Origin of the sequence: Microbacterium commune (assembly GCF_014836945.1) — a bacterium.
GTDB classification, from domain to species: Bacteria; Actinomycetota; Actinomycetes; order Actinomycetales; family Microbacteriaceae; genus Microbacterium; species Microbacterium commune.
Map to the genome: position 1 here is coordinate 1,792,442 of NZ_JACSPX010000001.1, position 19,697 is coordinate 1,812,138.

The window sequence follows — 19,697 nt, forward strand, 5'->3', positions numbered from 1 at the left end:
CGCCCCCGCCGCGCGGATAGGCTGTACGGGTGAGCAGCATCCGCCTGGTCGCCGAGACCCGCGAGATCCCACCCGTCGGGGATCTGCTGGCGCACACCTCCGCCGTCCGGCCTCTCGTCTGGCTGCGCCGTGGCGAGGGCATCGTGGCCGCCGGCGACGGGATCGCCGCGGTCGTCCGCGCTCCCGCGGGCAGCGGCCGCAAGCGCAGCGAGGTCATCGCCGACGTCTGGCGCGAGATCACCGCGCTGGCCGACATCGACGACGAGGTGCGCCTGCCGGGCACCGGGCTGGTCGGCTTCGGCGCGCTGGCCTTCGATGAGGACTCCTCGTCCGACAGCGTGCTGCTCGTGCCGCAGACGGTGATCGGGCTGCGGGACGGACGCAGCTGGATCACCCGCATCCGTCCCGCATCCGATGCCGGCTTCGCCTCGCTCCCCGCCCCGGCCGTCCTCGGTCCGCACTGGGCCGGTCGCGTGGGACCCGGCGCCCAGACCCCGCAGGGGTATCAGGATGCCGTGCGCGGCGCGCTCGACGAGATCGCCGCCGGCGCGTTCAGCAAGGTCGTGCTCGCACGCGACCTGACGGGCACCGTCCCCGGCGACGCCGACCTGCGCCGCCTCGTGCGTGCGCTGGCGATCGGGTACCCCGACACATGGACGTTCGCCGTCGACGGCCTCATCGGCGCGAGCCCCGAGACCCTCGTCACCGCACGCGAGCGGGTGGTCACCGCGCGCGTGTTGGCCGGCACGGCAGGCCGCGGGGCCGACCCGTCCGAGGACCACGCGGCGTCCGCCGCGCTCGCCGCGAGCGGGAAGGACCTCGACGAGCACCGGTACGCCGTGCACAGCGTTCTCGCCGCGCTCGGCCCGCACACCAGTGCGCTCGACGCCGACACCGAGCCGTTCGTGCTCGAGCTGCCCAATCTCTTCCACCTCGCGACCGACGTCGCGGGGCGACTCAGCGACGGCGCCTCATCGCTCGATCTGGTCGGGGCGATGCATCCCACCGCCGCTGTCGCGGGTACGCCGACGGATGCCGCGATCGCCGCGATCCGGCGCATCGAGCCCTTCGACAGGGGGCGCTACGCCGGGCCGGTGGGCTGGATCGACGCAGCCGGGGACGGCGAGTGGGCGATCGCGCTGCGCTGCGCGCAGTTCGGTGACGTGCCCGGCGCGGCATCCGGCGCGAGGCGCGTCACGGCGTACGCCGGGGCGGGCATCGTCGCGGGCAGCGAGCCGGAGTCGGAGCTGCTGGAGACGCGCGTGAAATTCCGGCCGCTCGTCGACGCGCTCGCGTGAGCGGTTTCTGGGCGCCCGTCGTGCCGTCGCCCTCTGTCGCGAAGGTAGGGTTGACTACGTGACTTCAGGCCCCGCGACCCCGGGCACGCGACTGGCGAGCCGACTCGGCTTCAGCGACCGCATCTTCCTCGGCCCCGGTGCGCGGCGGGTCGCCTCGCGCATCGAGGCCGGTCTCGACCTGGTCGAGGCGGGCATCGCCGAAGAGGTCAAGGTGGCCGATTCCATCGCGGATGCCGCGGCCCGCTACCTCTACGAGGCCGGCGGCAAGCGCATCCGGCCGGTGCTCACCCTGCTCACCGCCCAGCTCGGCGACGGCGGCACCGCCGCGGTCATCGACGTCGCCAAGGCACTCGAGCTCACCCACCTCGGCTCGCTGTACCACGACGACGTGATGGACGGCGCCGACACCCGCCGCGGCGTCCCCGCAGCGCACGCGGTCTGGGGCAACAACGTCGCCATCCTCACCGGCGACATCCTGTTCTCGCGGGCGAGTCAGATCATGTCGCGGTACGGCGATCGCGCGATGCGCCTGCAGGCCGACACGTTCGAGCGGCTCGTGCTCGGCCAGCTTCGCGAGACCGTCGGCGCGCAGCCCGGTGATGACCCGATCGACTTCTACATCCAGGTTCTGGCCGACAAGACCGGCTCGCTGATCGCCGCGGCCACACAGGGCGGTGCGATCTTCTCGAACGCCCCGGCCGAGTTCGAAGAGCCGCTGCGCGTCTACGGCGAGAAGGTGGGTGTCGCCTTCCAGCTGCTCGACGACGTGATCGACCTCTCGGCCGACGCAGAGGAGACCGGCAAGGTGCCGGGCACCGACCTGCGCGCCGGTGTGCCGACCATGCCGTCGCTGCTGCTGAAGACGAGCACCGCACCCGACGACGTCGACCTCGCCCGCCGTATCGATGAGGGCGTCGCGCGCATCGCCGAGGGTGCAGACTCGTCGGTGCTCGACGGACCACTCGCCGAGCTGCGTGACAACGATGCCACTGCACAGACTCTGACTCTCGCCCGCACCTGGACGGCCGACGCCGTCGCCGCGCTCGCGCCACTGCCCAAGGGCACCGTGCGCGACGCGCTGACCCGGTTCGCGGAGACTCTCGCTGATCGCAGCAGCTGACGGAAGGAACCCCATGACGAAGCTCAAGCTGGCCATCGTCGGGGCGGGACCGGCAGGCATCTACGCCGCCGACCTCCTGCTCAAGGCCGAGCGCAAGTTCGATGTCTCCATCGACCTGTTCGAGCAGCTGCCCGCGCCCTACGGTCTGGTCCGCTACGGCGTCGCCCCCGATCACCCGCGCATCAAGGGCATCATCACGGCGCTGCGCGACGTGCTGGACCGCGGTGACATCCGCCTGTTCGGCAACGTGCGCTTCGGCACCGACATCACGATCGACGACCTGAAGCGCCACTACAACGCGGTGATCTTCGCCACCGGCGCCGTGCGCGATTCATCGCTCGACATCCCGGGCATCGACGCCGACCACTCGTTCGGCGCGGCCGAGTACGTGAGCTGGTTCGACGGGCATCCGGATGTGCCCCGCGAGTGGAGTCTGGATGCCGAGTCGGTCGGCGTCATCGGCAATGGCAACGTCGCGCTCGACGTCGCGCGGATGCTCGCCAAGCACGCTGACGATCTGCTCGTCACCGAGGTGCCCGACAACGTCTACCAGGGTCTGAAGGCCAGCCGCATCACGGACGTGCACGTGTTCGGTCGCCGCGGCCCGGCCCAGGTGAAGTTCACGCCGCTCGAGCTGCGCGAGCTGGGGGAGCTGCGCGATGTCGACATGGTCGTGTACGACGAGGACTTCGACTACGACGAGGCGTCACGCCAGGCCGTCACCAGCAACAAGCAGGTCATGGTGATGGATCGCATCATGCAGTCGTGGCGCAAGCTCGACTCGGTGAACAACGCGGGTGGCACGGCATCCCGTCGCCTGCACCTGCACTTCTGGGCTCGCCCGGTCGAGGTCAGGAAGGACGAGAACGGCCGCGTCGCGGCGCTCGTCTACGAGCGCACGACGTCCGACGGCGCCGGCGGTGCGGTCGGCACCGGCGAGATGCGCGAGGTGCCGATGCAGGCGCTCTACCGCGCGATCGGGTACTTCGGCTCGCCGCTGCCCGGAGTGCCGTTCGACAAGAAGCACGGCGTGATCCCCAACCGCGAGGGACAGGTGCTCGAGACGAAGTCGAACCAGCGCGTGCCCGGCATCTACGCGACAGGCTGGATCAAGCGCGGTCCGGTCGGCCTGATCGGCCACACCAAGTCGGATGCCATGGAGACGGTGCGGCATCTGATCAACGACCAGGGCTCGTGGTGGCAGCCCGAGGATCCGTCCGACGGGGCGATCCCGGCACTGCTCGCCGAGCGCGGCGTGGCATGGACCGACCTCGAGGGCTGGCACCGTCTCGACGCGCACGAGATCGAGCTCGGCGCGCCGCACGAGCGTGCACGGGTGAAGCTCGTGCCGCGCGACGAGATGGTGCGCGTCTCGCGCGGGGAGTGAGATCTCCGCGCCCGGTAGGTTGAAGGCATGGCCGACTGGGTTCCCGATGTGCTCGGTGAGGGCTTCCAGCAGCTCACCCTCCCGCTGGGAGAGGACGTCGAGGGGGAGATCGTCGCGACCGTCGTGCGCGCTCTGCCCCGTCCCGTCCCGTGGTGGCGGCCGGGTGGCGACCGCCGCCCGCTGGCCGACGTCGACGTGCTCTACGTGCACGGGTGGTCGGACTACTTCTTCCAGAAGCGGCTCGCGCGGTTCTGGAACGATCGCGGTGCCCGGTTCTTCGCTCTCGACCTGCGCAAGTACGGTCGCAGCCTGCGCCCCGGGCAGACACCGGGATACGCGACGGATCTCGACGAGTACGACGCCGACATCGCGGCGGCGCTCGAGGCGAGGGGGGATGCCGCTGGCCGGCGTCTCGTGCTGCTCGGTCACTCCACAGGAGGGCTCATCCTCAGCCTGTGGGCATCGCGTCATCCGGGTCAGGTCGACGCCGTCGTGCTCAATGCGCCGTGGCTGGAGTTCCAGCTCGGCGCTGCTCGCGCGGCGATCACCCCGGTGGTCGAGCTGCAGGCCCGGCTGCGTCCGATGGAGGCGGCGCCTCAGGTCGACCTCGGCTTCTACACGAGGGCGCAGCGCGAAGTGGCGGATCCGGACGATCCGGTCGAGGTGAATCCGCTGTGGCGGCCGGAGCAGGCGATGACCGTGCACGCCGCCTGGCTGCGGGCGGTGCTCGCCGGGCACGCCGCCGTGTCACGGGGCCTGAACATCGAGGCGCCGATCTGCGTGCTCCTCTCGGCGCGGTCGGCGCTGCCCACCCGATGGTCCGATGAGCTGACGTCGGCGGACAGCGTGCTCGTGGTCGACGACATCGCCCGAGCCGCGCTCAAGCTCGGTCGCTCGGTGACCGTCGAGCGGATCGATGGCGCACTGCACGACGTCTTCCTCTCACGCCCAGACGCGCGCGCCGACGCATACGCGCGCCTCGACCGCTGGGTGCGCGGGTGGGCGCACTCCGACACCGCGCTCAGACGAGCCAGTACATCCGCCGACACGCCTGCTCGGCGGCATCCGCGTCGCCTCGTTGCAGCGCGTCTTCCAGCTCTGCGCACGCGCTGATCACCGACGGGCGTCGTTCGACCGGCACCTCGTGCGTCTTCAGCGCACGTGCGAGGGCGAGGCTGGCCTCGTCGATCACCGCCTGCTGCAGGGCGTTGCCCGTGCGGGCGGCCAGGTACTCGATCACGGCGCGCCGTGCACTCGAGGTCGAGACCGGATCCGACACGTCGGCGGCCACGGCGCGGATGAGCCGGCCGACCGTCCTCACCTCGCCGGGCTTGAGACGCGGGCAGGCGAGGCGCACGATGAGACTCGCCTGCAGACCGGCGAAGATGTGCGCCGTCTCGACCTGATCTGGCGTGACCGACGACACCTCGGTGTATCTGCTCGGATACATCATGACGAGACCGATGCGCTCGAGTCGTTGCAGCGCCTCGCGCACGGGCGTGCGCGACACCGACAGCTCGGCGGCCAGCTCGCTGTCGCGGATCCGCGCCCCCGGGGCGAGCTCGCCGCTCACGATGCGCTCACCGATCAGATGGAACAGGCCCTCGGCGAGAAGCTGCTTCCTTGCCGCGATATCGACCCTCGGCGGTCGTTCGACGTCGACCATGTATCTCTCCCCAATACGCCTCACGGCGTCCCCGGGCTGCCCCATACAACCCATACACCGGCATTCTACTCAGCGGGTCCGACATGGCTCCGGCGGCGCTGTCCGCGCCGTCGCGACGCGACCGTCAGGCGACGCGCACGGCGCTCGTCAGGGGGAGGGAGCACAAGAGCCGCGCTCACCCGGTGAGCGCGGCTCTCGGCTGAGACAGGAGCGTGTCAGCGGTAGTTGATGAACTGCAGGTCGATGTCGAGGTCGCTGCTCTTGAGCAGGGCGATCACAGCCTGCAGGTCGTCGCGGCTCTTCGACTGCACGCGCAGCTCGTCGCCCTGGATCTGGCTCTTCACGCCCTTGGGGCCCTCGTCGCGGATGATCTTGCCGATCTTCTTCGCGTTCTCACTCGAGATGCCGTCCTTCAGGCTCGACGTGAGGCGGTACTCCTTGCCGCTCGCGACCGGCTCACCCGACTCGAGGCTCTTCAGAGAGATGCCGCGCTTGATCAGCTTCGACTGGAACACGTCGAGCACGGCGTTCACGCGCTCCTCGGAGTTCGCGACGATCACGATCTGCTCGCCGCTCCACGAGATCGAGGCGCCGGTGCCCTTGAAGTCGTAGCGCTGCTCGATCTCCTTGCGTGCCTGGTTGAGAGCGTTGTCGGCCTCCTGGTGATCAACCTTGGAGACGATGTCGAACGAAGAGTCAGCCATGACTACCACCATAGAGCGTTGCCCCCCCACCGGAGGCGGTGCATCACTTGTCCTTTCTGCCGTTGCCGTTTCCCTTGCCCTGTGGGGAGTCGCTCTTTCCGGCGGCCTTCCCGGAGTTCGTCTCGGGCGGGCTTCCAGAGTTGTTGCCCGGCCCGGCGTTCGGGTTCCCACTGGCCTTCTCCGCCGGCGAGGTGCCTGCGGTCTGCACGTCGGCCTGCACCTCGGACTGGTCGGGCTGGGATGGCTGCGCCGGCTCGACGGGTTCGACCGGTGTCTCGGCGATCGGCGTGGTGACCGGCTGGTCGGCATCCGGGGTTGTCGGAGTCTCTGCGACCTCGGCCGGCGTGACGGTCGGCGTCGGAGACGTACCGGCCGGCCACGCCATCCACCCACCGGCGAGAACGGCGGCCGCCGCTGCAACGGCCGCGAATGCGCCCATCGTCCGACGACGCATGGGGCCGCGCTTCTGCACGTCGGGCGTCGTCGCCGACGCGATCTTCGGCGCCGCGGGCGTGGCGATCGACACCGCAGGCAGTGCTGCCGTCCTTCCGGTGATGTCGTCCGGCACGCCGGTGGTGTCGTCACGGGCATCCGCCGACATGATCGACACCTCGTGCACTACCTCGGCCGCCGTCGGGCGCTGATCCGGCTCGCTGTGGGTCATCCGTCGCAGCAGATGAACCCACTCGGCGCCGAGCCCGTCGGGGATGCCCGGTTCGCTGACCAGCCGTGCGAGCGCGGTCTGCACGTCACGGGTGCGCGGGAACGCCGGCTCGCCGGTCAACGACTCAAGCAGCACGAGTCCGAGCGAGTAGATGTCCGCTGCCGGGGTGATCGGGTCGGCCCGCACCTGCTCCGGTGCCATGTATGCGGCCGTGCCGATTGCGATGCCTGGCGACGTCCGCCGTGCCTCATCGGGGTGGAAGGCGATCCCGAAGTCGGTGAGCTTCGCGTTCCAGCCGGCGTCTCCTTCGGCGCGAGCGAGAAGGACGTTCGACGGCTTGACATCGCGGTGCACGATGCCGCGGGCGTGGACGACGCGCAGCGCGTCAGCCAGATCGCGACCGATAGCGGCAGCCTCGCCGCGAGTGAGGGTGCCCCGGGTGAGGTGCGTGGCGAGCGTGGGCCCGTCGACGAACTCCATCACCAGGTATCGCGGGTGCGGAAGATCGAGACTCGCGTCGTACAGGGCGACGAGAGAGGGGTGGGAGAGGGACGCCAGAAGCGCCGTCTCACTGTGGACGCGCTCGGATTCCAAAGGCGTCTCGTCGTCCGCGCGGAGCAGCTTGATGGCGACCGTACGGCGCAGCAGCGAGTCGTGTGCGCGGTAGACCATGGATGTCGCGCCTCGGCCGACACAGCCGTCGAGCCGGTACCGTCCGTCGAGAAGAGGGGCCGTCGCCTCGTCGTCGATCGTGTCCATCGGAACTCCGCAATCCGGCACGGCTCGGGCGCCGTGACCCTGCCCAAGCTAGGGGGCGCCGGCCCGCATCGTCTTCCGCCTTGACGTCGACGTCAGGACGTGCAATAGGCCGGGAGGGTGCAGGAGGATCTCGATTTGGAAACGCTTTCAGTCGACCCTACCGAAAAGCTCCCGACGGAGTGCATACTGTAAGCGCTTGCAGTTTCCTGCAGACCATTCGCATCCAGAGAGGTAAGCACCAATGAAGGTGACCAAGAGAAGCATCCTCGCGTTCGGCGCACTCGCCGTCACGTCCGCAATCGCTCTGAGCGGCTGCGCATCATCCACCCCCTCCGCCGACGAGGACTCGTCAGGCAAGGGCGCGGCCAGCAAGCTCACCGTCTGGCTCGACGCGGAGCGCGTCGACGCGCTCAAGGGTGCGGCCGACGCCTATGAGGAGAAGACCGGCGTCACCGTCGACCTCGTCGGCAAGTCGGTCGACGACATCAAGGACGACTTCATCCAGCAGGCGCCGACCGGCAAGGGCCCCGACGTGGTCATGGGTGCTCACGACTGGCTCGGCGAGCTGTCGACCAACGGTGTCGTCGCCCCGATCGAGCTCGGCGACTCGGCCGACGGCTACCTGCCCGTCGCGACTCAGGCGGCCACCTACGAGGGCACGGTCTACATGCTCCCGTACGCGGTCGAGAACATCGCCATGCTGCGCAACACGAAGCTCGTCCCCGAGGCTCCGAAGAGCTTCGACGACATGGTCTCGAAGGGCACCTTCGTGGTCGAGTTGGGCGCCGAGGGCAACCCGTACAACATGTACCCGTTCCAGACTGCCTTCGGCGCCCCGGTGTTCGGCACCGACGCATCGGGCAGCTACGACCCGGCCGACCTGCAGCTGGGCAGCGAGGGCGGCTTCGCCTTCGCCGACTGGCTGGCCGCACAGGGCCAGTCCGGCACGCTGAACACCGACATCGACGGTGAGATCGCCAAGCAGCAGTTCCTCGACGGCACCGCAGCCTTCTGGCTGACCGGGCCGTGGAACGTCGCCGCGGCCGTCGACGCCGGCATCGACGTCGCGATCGACGCGATCCCCAGCCCCACCGCAGAGGCGGCCTCGCCGTTCGCCGGTGTCAAGGGCTTCTTCGTCAGCTCGGAGTCGAAGAACAAGGTCGCCGCGAACGACTTCCTCGTCAATTACATCGGCACCGAAGACGTGCAGCTTGAACTGTTCAAGGCCGGCAACGTGCTGCCCGCACTGACCGCCGCCGCCGACACAGCGGCATCCGACCCGATCATCGCCGGGTTCCAGACCGTCGGCGCCGACGCGGTGCCGATGCCCGCGATCCCCGCGATGGGATCGGTCTGGCAGTACTGGGGCATCGCCGAGGCGGCCGTGATCAACGGCGCCGACCCTAAGGCGACATGGCAGAAGCTCACGGACGACGTCTCCGCAGCGATCAAGTGATCGCCCGGGCGTGCTCGGGGCGGGGAATACCCTCCCGCCTCGAGCGCGCCTCCATCATCGAGCCTGCGAGACGACAACGGGAACAGAGATGACCGAGACCATGGAGCAGACCGCTCCTCCTACCAAGCGCCAGCGACAGGCCGCGCAGATCGCCGAGGCGGCCGCGACGCCGGTCGGCTGGATGCTGCTGAAGATCCTCCTGCTGGGGATCGTCGACGCGGTCGCCGTGTACGCGGCGTTCGTGCTCTTCGCCAACCAGGAGTGGTTGGTGCTCGCGGTGGTCATCGCCGTCACCGCCGTGGTGAACTACATCTACTTCTCGCGTCGACGCGTGCCCGCGAAGTACCTCACGCCCGGAATCATCTTCCTGGTCGTCTTCCAGGTCTTCGCGCTGGTCTACACGGGCTACATCGGCTTCACCAACTACGGCACCGGGCACAACGGCTCGAAGCCTCAGGCGGTCTCCGCGCTTCTCGCCTCTGCCCAGGAGCGCGTCGAGGACTCGCCCGTCTACCCGGTGCAGATCGTCGAGCAGGCAGGCGTCTACGGCCTGCTCGTGACCGATCCCGACACCGGCGACGCGCTGCTCGGAACCAATGACGAGCCGCTGCGCGAGGTCGACGCGCAGTTCGACGGCGGCAGCGCCACTGCGACCGACGGCTGGCGCACCCTCCCGCTCGCCGAGGTCTTCAGCCTGTCATCCGAGCTCGAGAAGCTCTCGGTGCCGTTCAGCGACGATCCCAACGACGGCAGCCTGCGCACTCCCGACGGGCAGAGCGGCTACCTCTACATCTCGCAGCTCGAGTACGACGCGGCCGCCGACACGATCACCGACACGCGCAACGGCGTCATCTACTCCGACACCGGCATCGGCGCCTTCACCGCCGACGACGGCGAGCAGCTGCTGCCCGGATGGCAGGTCAATGTAGGGTTCGACAACTTCGTCCGGGCCGTCACCGACGCCTCGATCCGCGGGCCGCTGATCTCGGTCACCGTATGGACGTTCGTCTTCGCGATCGTCTCGGTGGCATCCACCTTCTTCCTGGGCCTGCTGATGGCGCTGGTGTTCAACAACACCCGCATGCGGTTCCGCAACACCTACCGGATCATCATGATCCTGCCGTACGCCTTCCCCGCGTTCCTGTCGGCGCTGGTGTGGGCCGGGATGATGAACGAGAGCTTCGGCTTCATCAACCAGGTGCTCCTCGGCGGAGCCGAGATCCCATGGCTGACCGACCCGACGCTGGCGAAGGTGTCGATCCTCATCGTGAACCTGTGGCTCGGATTCCCTTACATGTTCCTGGTGTGCATGGGGGCCCTGCAGGGCATCCCGGAGGACGTCAACGAGGCGGCCGTGATGGACGGCGCCAACCCCTGGCAGATCTTCAGGCGCATCAAGCTGCCGCTTCTGCTGGTGACCGTGACGCCGCTGCTGATCTCGTCGTTCGCGTTCAACTTCAACAACTTCAACCTGATCTACATGCTGACCAAGGGCGGGCCGCGGTTCACCGACGTCTCGATCCCGGTCGGGCACACCGACATCCTGATCTCGATGGTGTACAAGGTGGCGTTCACCGGGCAGACGCGAGACTACGGTCTCGCCTCGGCGTTCACGATCCTCATCTTCATCGTGGTGGCGACGATCTCGATCGTCAGCTTCCGCAAGACCAAGGCCCTCGAGGAGCTGAACTGATGAGCACCCAGACCCTCGCGCCGTCCAAGCGCTCCTTCGGCGCATGGTTCGCCGACACCGGATGGCGCCACCTCGTCGCGATCGTGGTGAGCGTGTTCGCGCTCTTCCCACTGCTGTACGTGCTGTCGGCATCGCTCAACCCCAAGGGCACGCTGACCGGCTCGAACCAGCTCTTCTCGGCCATCGGCATCGACAGCTACGTGCGCATCCTCACCGATCCGCAGAACCCCTACGCGCTCTGGTTCCTGAACACCCTGATCATCGCCACGATCACCGGGCTGCTCACGGTGTTCATCGGCGCCTGCGCCGCCTACGCGTTCTCGCGCATGCGGTTCGCGGGACGGCGGGTCGGACTGATCACCGTGGTCGTCGTGCAGATGTTCCCGCAGCTGCTCGCGGTCGTCGCGCTGTTCATGCTCATGTCGGCTCTCGGAGACTGGTTCCCGGCGATCGGCCTGAACACGCACACCGGCCTGATCCTGGTCTACCTCGGCGGCGCGCTGGGCGTGAACACCTACCTCATGTACGGCTTCTTCAACACGATTCCTAAGGAGATCGACGAAGCGGCCCGCATCGACGGCGCAGGGCACGCCCGCATCTTCTTCACGATCATCCTGCGGCTGGTGGCGCCCATCCTCTCTGTGGTCGGGCTGCTCTCGTTCATCGGCATCGTCAACGAGTACGTGATCGCCAGCGTCATCCTGATCGACCCCGAGAAGCAGACGCTCGTCGTGGGTCTCACCAAGCTCGTCGCGAACCCGCGCTACGCCGACTGGTCGGCCTTCTCGGCGGGGGCCGTGATGGCGGCGATCCCGGTGATGATCCTGTTCCTCTGCCTGCAGAAGTACATTGTCGGCGGCCTCACCGCAGGCGCCGTCAAGTAGGTCGCGACCCGGCTCGCCGTCGGGTGCAGATGGTCGGCGAGACACGACGACCGGATGCCATGGCGGGGCGCTCGAGAGGCATACGGTGAGAGCGTGGCCGCACGCGTGGGAGGTCGCAATCTGGCGATCAGCTGGATCGTCGGGCTGCTGTGCGCGGGCGTGGTCGGCGCACTGCTCTGGCTGTCGCTTCCGGCGGGACCGGGGCTGCTCTTCGTGGTCGGTCACCTGCTCGACGGAACGGTTCCCCCGTGAGCCGGCGGGCGCGATGACAGGTCCCCGTCGACCACCGAGATCCCGAACACATCGGCACGCCTGCGCGGCGCGAATCACCGTCGGCGCTAGCCTCGGTGTGCATCTATCACGAGAGGCGATCACATGAGCGACCCCGAGGTTCCCAAGAACGAGCAGCACCACGACGTGGACCACGTCGTCGGCCGTGCCAATGAGGGACTCGACGCCGCCGCCGCAGCGCGCGAGGGCGGCTCGAGCACGGAGGCCGCAGCGAAGCCCGTCGACCCCGACATGGAGGCGTTCGCGGCTGCCGAGCGCGACTACCCCGGCACTTTCGGCGCCTCCGAGCCTGCCGCTTCCGTCGACCCGCGCGCGGATGCCGACCGTCGCGCAGACCTCGCCGACGCGGCAGCCGCCGACGGCGCCGATCGCCATGACGCGAACCGTGACGACGCGAACCGTGACGACGCGCACCGCGACGACTGGCACCGCGACGACCTGCACCGTGACGCGGCAGCGGTCCACGATGCGCCCGACACCGACCGGCACGCCCACGATGCGGACGCCGCCCGGGTGATCGACACCGATCGGGAGCACCACCCGACCGTCGCCGACACCGCGTACGCCGCTCCTGGCGGCTCCGCCGCCGAGACGCGGGTCGTTCCGGCCGAGCCCGTCGCACCGCCCGCGGCGCCGCAGCCGATCTTCGTGCAGGCCCCCGAGCCGCCCCGCGAGCTGGGCAACCGCGGCGCCGCCGGCGCCATCGGCCTGGTGGCGACGGTTGCCTTCGCCATCCTCTACCTCGCCGCGATCCTCGGCTTCGGCGCACTGGGCGGCGACGTCACCCTCGAGAACGTCGGCACCGCCGCGCTCGAGACGCTGATGACGTGGTCGTTCTGGGTTCCGGTCGTCGTGTTCTTCCTGTCGTTCTGGCTGCTGGGCGCCTTCGTCAACCGTGCTCGCTGGGGCACGTGGGTCATCTTCGGCCTGTTCGTGGCCATCGCGACCTACGGCGGATACATCCTCGGCCAGCTCTTCCAGGCGCCGTTCTGGCGTGTCACCGCCACCGAGTCGGTCCAGCTGGTGAACGAGCAGCTGCTCGCACCGCTGGCCATCGCCTCGTTCATCTTCGCCCGTGAGCTGACGATCTGGTTCGGCGCCTGGGTCGCCCGCAGCGGAGCCAAGAAGAAGGCGCTCAACGCCGAGGCGCAGGCGGAGTACGAGCGCACGCTCGAAGCGGGTCCTGCCGCACTGCGATGAGCGTAGTCTGACGGCATGAGCCTCAGAGACCCCCGCGGCCCCGTGCCGGAGGGGGTCTCTGCGTTTCTCGCCGGGGTGGTGGGCGGGGTCTGCTTCGCCGCCTTCGCCATTCTCGGACTGGGGATGCTGTCGTACTTCGCCGACGTCGACATCATCTCCGTCGAGGGACTCACCCTCTGGCCGGGAGTGGCGGGCATGGCGGTCGCGATCGCCGTCTTCGCGCTGCTGCTGGCACCGGTGCTGCGAAGGCGGCTTCCGCCCTACGGCGCGATGGTCCTCGTGGCGCTGGCCACGGCGCTCGCGCATCTCGCGGCAGTCTGGCTGTCGGCGATGGCCGGGGGCTCCGGACTCGCGCACGCGTCGGCAGCCGCATCGCAGATCGTCGTCCGCGGCTCCAGCGTCGTCATCATCGTCGCCGCGCTGATCGCCGGATGGATCGCCGTGGCGCTGCGCCGCTCGCGGTCGGGCACGCCGCGGTGGCCGTGGGAGCGCGACGACGACGAGTGACGGCGGACGCGCCGCCACTGGCAGGAAAGCGCGCCTGGAGGGCATCCCGGCCCTACTCTGTATTCGTGGAGAGGTCGCTGGAATCCCTCGTCGACCAGGCCGTCGAGGCCTGGCTGCGCTGGGTGCCGCGCTGGGCTCCGGCCACGCACCGGGGCCGGGTGGCGCCCTGTCGTCGCTGCCTCGGCTCTCCCGTGCTCTCCGCCGTCGGCATCGGCGGCAACGTGCCGCACGGGGTGCAGCACGGGCTCTCGACGCGGATCAAGTCGATCGTCGACCAGGCCGTCGCCGAGTACACCGCGCGCAACCTGCCGATGCTCCAGGCCGAGCTCGACCACCAGGCGGCGAGGAACCGGTCGCGCGCCTACCGGCCGGCCGACGGTCTCGATCCCGAGTACGAGGGGATGCCGCTCGATCCCGACCCCGTTCCGGGCGCGCCGTTCCTGTTCACCGTCGCGGGCCTGGCCGACGAGGCGGCTGCCCAGCTGCCGCCTCTGCCCCCGCTCTCCGACGAGGCCAAGGCCGCGCTGCGTCAGGAAGTCGCGCTCGCTGACGAGTACGCCAACATGGTCGGACGAGAGATCTGCGGCCTGCTGCTGCGGCACCGACTGCACGTGCAGGCGGCGATCTCGCAGTACGTCGAGCCGCAGATCGAGGCGATGCTGGCCGAGCTCAGCGAAGCACTGGACTCGCCCTTCGACCCGGACACGCCGTAGCACAGCATCCGGTGCTCATTTGACCGCCGCCGCCCGTGGCGCGTACACTTGATCGGGTGTGTGCATCACTGTGCGCACGCAGGGCGCCGGCACCGTCGGTTCGCCCCCACGGCATACCCATCACACCAAAAGCCCGACTTCTCTGTCGAGCCGGTGGGTCATGATGTGAAACCCATCACGCTGTCACCGTGCAGCACTATGAGGAGAGAACGTGCCAACTATTCAGCAGTTGGTTCGCAAGGGACGCTCGCCCAAGGTCACCAAGACCAAGGCGCCCGCCCTGAAGGCGAACCCGCAGCAGGCCGGCGTGTGCACCCGCGTGTACACCACCACCCCGAAGAAGCCGAACTCGGCGATGCGCAAGGTCGCTCGTGTGAAGCTGCGCAACGGCACCGAGGTGACCGCCTACATCCCCGGTGAGGGCCACAACCTCCAGGAGCACTCGCTGGTGCTCGTCCGCGGTGGTCGTGTGAAGGACCTCCCCGGTGTCCGCTACAAGATCGTCCGCGGTGCGCTCGACACCCAGGCAGTCAAGAACCGTAAGCAGGCTCGTTCCCGCTACGGCGCGAAGAAGGGCTGAGTCAGATGCCTCGTAAAGGTCCCGCACCCAAGCGCCCCGTCGTCAACGACCCGGTCTACGGCGCCCCGATCGTCACCTCGCTGGTGAACAAGATCCTCGTCGACGGCAAGAAGTCGCTCGCCGAGTCCATCGTCTACGGCGCCCTCCGCGGTGTCGAGGCGAAGAACGGCCAGGACGCCGTCGCCACCCTCAAGAAGGCGCTCGACAACGTGCGCCCCACCCTCGAGGTCCGCAGCCGCCGCGTCGGCGGCTCGACCTACCAGGTTCCCGTCGAGGTCAAGCCGCACCGTGCGAACACCCTCGCGCTGCGCTGGCTGGTCAGCTACGCCAAGGGCCGTCGTGAGAAGACGATGACCGAGCGTCTGCAGAACGAGATCCTCGACGCGTCGAACGGTCTGGGTGCCGCGGTCAAGCGCCGCGAAGACACCCACAAGATGGCCGAGTCGAACCGCGCCTTCGCCCACTACCGCTGGTAAAGGGCTGAGCGGATGCCGCCACCGCGGCGTCCGCTCCCACTCTCTGTTCGTTCCTGAACCATCCCGGAGGAACCCCCGTGGCACAAGAAGTGCTCACCGACCTGAGCAAGGTCCGCAACATCGGCATCATGGCGCACATCGATGCCGGCAAGACCACCACGACCGAGCGCATCCTGTTCTACACGGGTGTCAACCACAAGCTCGGCGAGACCCACGACGGCGCGTCGACGACGGACTGGATGGAGCAGGAGAAGGAGCGCGGCATCACGATCACGTCTGCCGCCGTGACCTGCTTCTGGAACAACAACCAGATCAACATCATCGACACCCCCGGTCACGTGGACTTCACCGTCGAGGTCGAGCGCTCGCTGCGCGTGCTCGACGGCGCTGTCGCCGTCTTCGACGGCAAGGAGGGCGTCGAGCCCCAGTCCGAGACCGTCTGGCGTCAGGCCGACAAGTACGACGTGCCCCGCATCTGCTTCGTCAACAAGATGGACAAGCTGGGCGCCGACTTCTACTACACCGTCGACACGATCGTGAACCGCCTGGGCGCCAAGCCGCTCGTGCTGCAGCTTCCGATCGGCTCCGAGAGCGACTTCATCGGTGTCGTCGACCTCATCGAGATGCGCGCGCTCGTGTGGCCCGGTGACTCCAAGGGTGACGTGACCATGGGCGCCTCGTACGAGGTGCAGGAGATCCCCGCCGACCTTCAGGAGAAGGCCGAGGAGTACCGCCAGCACCTGCTCGAGACCGTCGCCGAGACCGACGACGCGCTGCTCGAGAAGTTCTTCGGCGGCGAGGAGCTCTCGATCGCCGAGATCAAGGGCGCGATCCGCAAGATGGTCGTCGCGAACGAGATCTACCCGGTGCTCTGCGGCTCGGCGTTCAAGAACCGCGGCGTGCAGCCGATGCTGGACGCTGTCGTCGACTACCTCCCGAACCCCCTCGACGTCGGTGCCATCGAGGCGCACGACCCGAAGGACGAGGAGAAGGTCATCGAGCGTCACCCCGACGCCAACGACCCGTTCTCGGCCCTGGCCTTCAAGGTCGCCGTGCACCCGTTCTTCGGTCGCCTGACCTACGTGCGCGTGTACTCGGGTCACCTCGACTCGGGCTCTGCCGTGGTCAACTCGACCAAGGGCAAGAAGGAGCGCATCGGAAAGATCTTCCAGATGCACGCCAACAAGGAGAACCCGGTCGACTCGCTCACCGCCGGCAACATCTACGCCGTCATCGGCCTGAAGGACACCACCACCGGTGACACCCTCGCCGACCCGGCCGCCCCGGTCGTGCTCGAGTCGATGACGTTCCCGGAGCCGGTCATCGAGGTCGCCATCGAGCCGAAGACGAAGGCCGACCAGGAGAAGCTGGGTCTCGCGATCCAGAAGCTCGCTGAGGAGGACCCGACGTTCCGCACCGAGCTCAACCCCGAGACCGGTCAGACGACCATCAAGGGCATGGGCGAGCTGCACCTCGACATCCTCGTCGACCGCATGAAGCGCGAGTTCCGCGTCGAGGCGAACGTCGGAAAGCCCCAGGTGGCCTACCGCGAGACGATCAAGAAGACCGTCGAGAAGCACGACTACACCCACAAGAAGCAGACGGGTGGATCGGGCCAGTTCGCGAAGATCCAGTTCAACATCGAGCCGCTCGACCTCGACGGCGACAAGACGTACGAGTTCGTCAACGCCGTCACCGGCGGTCGCATCCCGCGCGAGTACATCGGCTCGATCGATGCCGGTTTCCAGGACGCGATGAACGTCGGCGTGCTGGCGGGCTACCCGATGGTGGGCGTCAAGGCGACCATCGTCGACGGTGCCGCTCACGACGTCGACTCCTCGGAGATGGCGTTCAAGATCGCCGGCTCGATGGGCTTCAAGGAGGCCGCACGTCGCGCCAACCCGGTGCTGCTCGAGCCGCTGATGGCCGTCGAGGTCCGTACTCCGGAGGAGTACATGGGCGACGTCATCGGCGACCTGAACTCGCGCCGCGGGCAGATCCAGTCGATGGAGGACGCACAGGGCGTCAAGGTGGTGCGCGCTTCGGTGCCGCTGTCCGAGATGTTCGGCTACATCGGCGACCTGCGCTCGAAGACCTCCGGCCGCGCCGTCTACTCCATGGAGTTCGACAGCTACGCTGAGGTTCCGCGCGCCGTCGCGGATGAGATCATCCAGAAGGCCAAGGGCGAGTAAGCCCTTCACCGGATGCCGGGGTCTCGGCCCTGGAATCCGGTACCCCACAACTTCACATTCACTCTCTACTAAACTGAGAAACCGAAATCCGTAGGGAGCCGGTCACAATCCAGTGCCCGGCGATCTCTACACGAACGTCCTGAGGAGGACCCAGTGGCCAAGGCCAAGTTCGAGCGGACCAAGCCGCACGTCAACATCGGAACGATCGGTCACGTCGACCACGGCAAGACCACCCTGTCTGCCGCGATCTCGAAGGTGCTCGCCGACAAGTACCCGTCGGACACCAACGTCCAGCGTGACTTCGCCTCGATCGACTCGGCTCCCGAGGAGCGTCAGCGCGGCATCACCATCAACATCTCGCACATCGAGTACGAGACCCCGAAGCGTCACTACGCGCACGTCGACGCCCCCGGCCACGCCGACTACGTCAAGAACATGATCACCGGTGCTGCTCAGATGGACGGCGCGATCCTCGTGGTCGCCGCCACCGACGGCCCGATGGCTCAGACCCGCGAGCACGTTCTGCTCGCCAAGCAGGTCGGCGTGCCGTACCTGATGGTCGCGCTGAACAAGTCGGACATGGTCGACGACGAGGAGATCCTGGAGCTCGTCGAGCTCGAGGTTCGCGAGCTGCTCTCGTCGCAGGGCTTCCCCGGCGACGACGCTCCCGTCATCAAGGTCTCGGCTCTCGGTGCCCTCAACGGCGAAGAGAAGTGGGTCGACTCGATCCTCGAGCTCATGCAGGCCGCTGACGACGCCATCCCGGACCCCGAGCGTGACCGCGACAAGCCGTTCCTCATGCCGATCGAGGACGTCTTCACGATCACCGGTCGTGGAACGGTCGTCACGGGCCGCGCCGAGCGCGGCACCCTCGCGATCAACTCCGAGGTCGAGATCGTCGGCATCCGCCCGACGCAGAAGACCACGGTCACCGGTATCGAGATGTTCCACAAGCAGCTCGACGAGGCCTGGGCCGGCGAGAACTGCGGTCTGCTGCTCCGCGGCACCAAGCGCGAGGACGTCGAGCGCGGCCAGGTCGTCGTGAAGCCGGGCTCGATCACCCCGCACACGGAGTTCGAGGGCACCGCGTACATCCTGTCGAAGGACGAGGGTGGCCGTCACAACCCCTTCTACACGAACTACCGCCCGCAGTTCTACTTCCGCACCACCGACGTCACCGGCGTCATCACGCTGCCCGAGGGCACCGAGATGGTCATGCCCGGTGACACCACCGACATGAAGGTGGACCTCATCCAGCCCATCGCCATGGAAGAAGGCCTCGGCTTCGCGATCCGTGAGGGTGGCCGCACCGTCGGCGCCGGCACGGTGACGAAGGTGCTCGCGTAAGCATCTGCTTCTCGGAAGAGGGGTCGGACCTTCGGGTCCGGCCCCTCTTCGCGTGTCCGCGGTGCGGGGCCTGAGCCGCGGGATCATGCGCGACACGCCCGGGTTTGCGGTGCCGGAATCCGCGTGGCAGAATAGTCAAGTTCCACATTTCTGCGCGCTTCATGATGCGCGGAATCACTGTCACGACAGTGCATAGACGGCGACATCCCAAGGATGCTGCAGGGTTCTAGGCCGCGGACAGCAGAACGTGCACTGAGCGAGGGCGATGCCCGAGACGACGTGCGAATCCCACTCGAAGACGCGAGCATCCGATGCTGGCGTCTTCATGGTGAAAAGAGAACAGCGGTGCGCAAGTGCCGAAGGCGCGATCAGCGCCATCGAGCGTCCAATGCCCCAGGGTCACCCGGTCCCGGATGGTACGACGCCTATAGAGAGAGAGCAGACAATGGCGGGACAGAAGATCCGCATTCGCCTGAAGTCGTATGACCACGAGGTCATCGACACGTCGGCACGAAAGATCGTCGACACCGTGACCCGTGCGGGCGCGACCGTCGTCGGCCCCGTGCCGCTTCCGACCGAGAAGAACGTCGTGTGCGTCATCCGGTCGCCCCACAAGTACAAGGACAGCCGCGAGCACTTCGAGATGCGCACCCACAAGCGTCTGATCGACATCGTCGACCCGACGCCGAAGGCTGTCGACTCGCTGATGCGTCTCGACCTGCCCGCCGATGTCAACATCGAGATCAAGCTCTGAAGTCCG

At 68.0% G+C, this 19,697-nt stretch carries 19 protein-coding genes; 16 read left to right on the plus strand and 3 right to left on the minus strand.

All coding sequences use genetic code 11. The annotated features are described in order from the left end of the window. Positions 1–29: 29 nt before the first annotated feature. From H9633_RS08285 to H9633_RS08300, 4 genes are read left to right on the plus strand one after another with little or no spacing between them, the layout of a single operon-like run. On the plus strand, positions 30–1,298 hold the full coding sequence (locus H9633_RS08285; RefSeq protein WP_191712764.1) for an isochorismate synthase: 1,269 nt from the start codon (positions 30–32) through the stop codon (positions 1,296–1,298). A gap of 58 nt (positions 1,299–1,356) precedes the next feature. Further along, positions 1,357–2,418 carry a polyprenyl synthetase family protein gene (locus H9633_RS08290; protein WP_191712765.1) on the plus strand — a complete coding sequence of 354 codons (1,062 nt, stop codon included), beginning with the start codon at positions 1,357–1,359 and terminating at the stop codon, positions 2,416–2,418. 13 nt (positions 2,419–2,431) lie between these two features. Continuing rightward, positions 2,432–3,805 carry an FAD-dependent oxidoreductase gene (locus H9633_RS08295; protein ID WP_191712766.1) on the plus strand — a complete coding sequence of 458 codons (1,374 nt, stop codon included), beginning with the start codon at positions 2,432–2,434 and terminating at the stop codon, positions 3,803–3,805. Positions 3,806–3,832: 27 nt separating this feature from the next. After that, entirely contained in the window at positions 3,833–4,918 is a 1,086-nt protein-coding gene (locus tag H9633_RS08300) for an alpha/beta hydrolase (RefSeq protein ID WP_191712767.1), read from the plus strand. Here the strand turns inward: H9633_RS08300 and H9633_RS08305 are convergent. From H9633_RS08305 to H9633_RS08315, 3 genes are all read right to left on the minus strand, one after another. Beyond that, positions 4,827–5,471 carry a GntR family transcriptional regulator gene (locus H9633_RS08305; protein WP_191712768.1) on the minus strand — a complete coding sequence of 215 codons (645 nt, stop codon included), beginning with the start codon at positions 5,469–5,471 and terminating at the stop codon, positions 4,827–4,829. The two genes, H9633_RS08300 and H9633_RS08305, sit on opposite strands and share 92 nt — an antisense overlap. A 215-nt stretch (positions 5,472–5,686) precedes the next feature. Next, positions 5,687–6,175, minus strand: coding sequence for a YajQ family cyclic di-GMP-binding protein (locus H9633_RS08310; RefSeq protein WP_071640312.1), 489 nt, complete (start codon positions 6,173–6,175; stop codon positions 5,687–5,689). Between the two features lie 43 nt (positions 6,176–6,218). After that, complete coding sequence (locus H9633_RS08315) at positions 6,219–7,598, minus strand: serine/threonine-protein kinase (protein ID WP_191712769.1); 1,380 nt, start codon at positions 7,596–7,598, stop codon at positions 6,219–6,221. 241 nt (positions 7,599–7,839) lie between these two features. On the opposite strand from H9633_RS08315, the gene H9633_RS08320 reads away from it, so the two are divergent. The 12 genes from H9633_RS08320 to rpsJ all read left to right on the plus strand — a co-directional run bounded on the left by H9633_RS08320 (position 7,840) and on the right by rpsJ (position 19,691). Then, positions 7,840–9,054, plus strand: a complete 1,215-nt coding sequence (locus H9633_RS08320) for a sugar ABC transporter substrate-binding protein (RefSeq protein ID WP_191712770.1) — start codon at positions 7,840–7,842, stop codon at positions 9,052–9,054. An 88-nt stretch (positions 9,055–9,142) separates the two neighbouring features. Continuing rightward, on the plus strand, positions 9,143–10,747 hold the full coding sequence (gene malF / locus H9633_RS08325; protein WP_191712771.1) for a maltose ABC transporter permease MalF: 1,605 nt from the start codon (positions 9,143–9,145) through the stop codon (positions 10,745–10,747). Continuing rightward, positions 10,747–11,631 (plus strand): sugar ABC transporter permease, encoded by an 885-nt coding sequence (locus tag H9633_RS08330; protein ID WP_191712772.1) that lies wholly within the window; start codon positions 10,747–10,749, stop codon positions 11,629–11,631. The genes malF and H9633_RS08330 overlap by 1 nt, the downstream gene beginning before the upstream one ends. 93 nt (positions 11,632–11,724) lie before the next feature. Beyond that, complete coding sequence (locus tag H9633_RS08335) at positions 11,725–11,883, plus strand: hypothetical protein (protein ID WP_181417655.1); 159 nt, start codon at positions 11,725–11,727, stop codon at positions 11,881–11,883. A 123-nt stretch (positions 11,884–12,006) separates the two neighbouring features. Further along, entirely contained in the window at positions 12,007–13,122 is a 1,116-nt protein-coding gene (locus tag H9633_RS08340; RefSeq protein WP_191712773.1) for an ABC transporter, read from the plus strand. Positions 13,123–13,137: 15 nt separating this feature from the next. Next, the gene (locus H9633_RS08345; RefSeq protein ID WP_191712774.1) at positions 13,138–13,629 is read left to right on the plus strand and encodes a hypothetical protein; all 492 of its coding nucleotides are present in this window, start codon (positions 13,138–13,140) and stop codon (positions 13,627–13,629) included. A gap of 65 nt (positions 13,630–13,694) precedes the next feature. Next, on the plus strand, positions 13,695–14,342 hold the full coding sequence (locus H9633_RS08350) for a spermidine/putrescine ABC transporter substrate-binding protein (protein ID WP_071640295.1): 648 nt from the start codon (positions 13,695–13,697) through the stop codon (positions 14,340–14,342). Between the two features lie 211 nt (positions 14,343–14,553). After that, complete coding sequence (rpsL, locus tag H9633_RS08355) at positions 14,554–14,922, plus strand: 30S ribosomal protein S12 (protein ID WP_018187369.1); 369 nt, start codon at positions 14,554–14,556, stop codon at positions 14,920–14,922. A 5-nt stretch (positions 14,923–14,927) separates the two neighbouring features. Beyond that, entirely contained in the window at positions 14,928–15,398 is a 471-nt protein-coding gene (rpsG, locus tag H9633_RS08360; RefSeq protein WP_017201608.1) for a 30S ribosomal protein S7, read from the plus strand. A gap of 77 nt (positions 15,399–15,475) precedes the next feature. Then, positions 15,476–17,590, plus strand: a complete 2,115-nt coding sequence (gene fusA / locus H9633_RS08365) for an elongation factor G (RefSeq protein WP_071640292.1) — start codon at positions 15,476–15,478, stop codon at positions 17,588–17,590. 153 nt (positions 17,591–17,743) lie between these two features. Next, positions 17,744–18,937, plus strand: a complete 1,194-nt coding sequence (gene tuf / locus H9633_RS08370) for an elongation factor Tu (protein WP_071640290.1) — start codon at positions 17,744–17,746, stop codon at positions 18,935–18,937. A 445-nt stretch (positions 18,938–19,382) separates the two neighbouring features. Continuing rightward, positions 19,383–19,691 carry a 30S ribosomal protein S10 gene (gene rpsJ / locus H9633_RS08375; RefSeq protein WP_017201594.1) on the plus strand — a complete coding sequence of 103 codons (309 nt, stop codon included), beginning with the start codon at positions 19,383–19,385 and terminating at the stop codon, positions 19,689–19,691. The last annotated feature ends 6 nt before the right edge of the window (positions 19,692–19,697 follow it).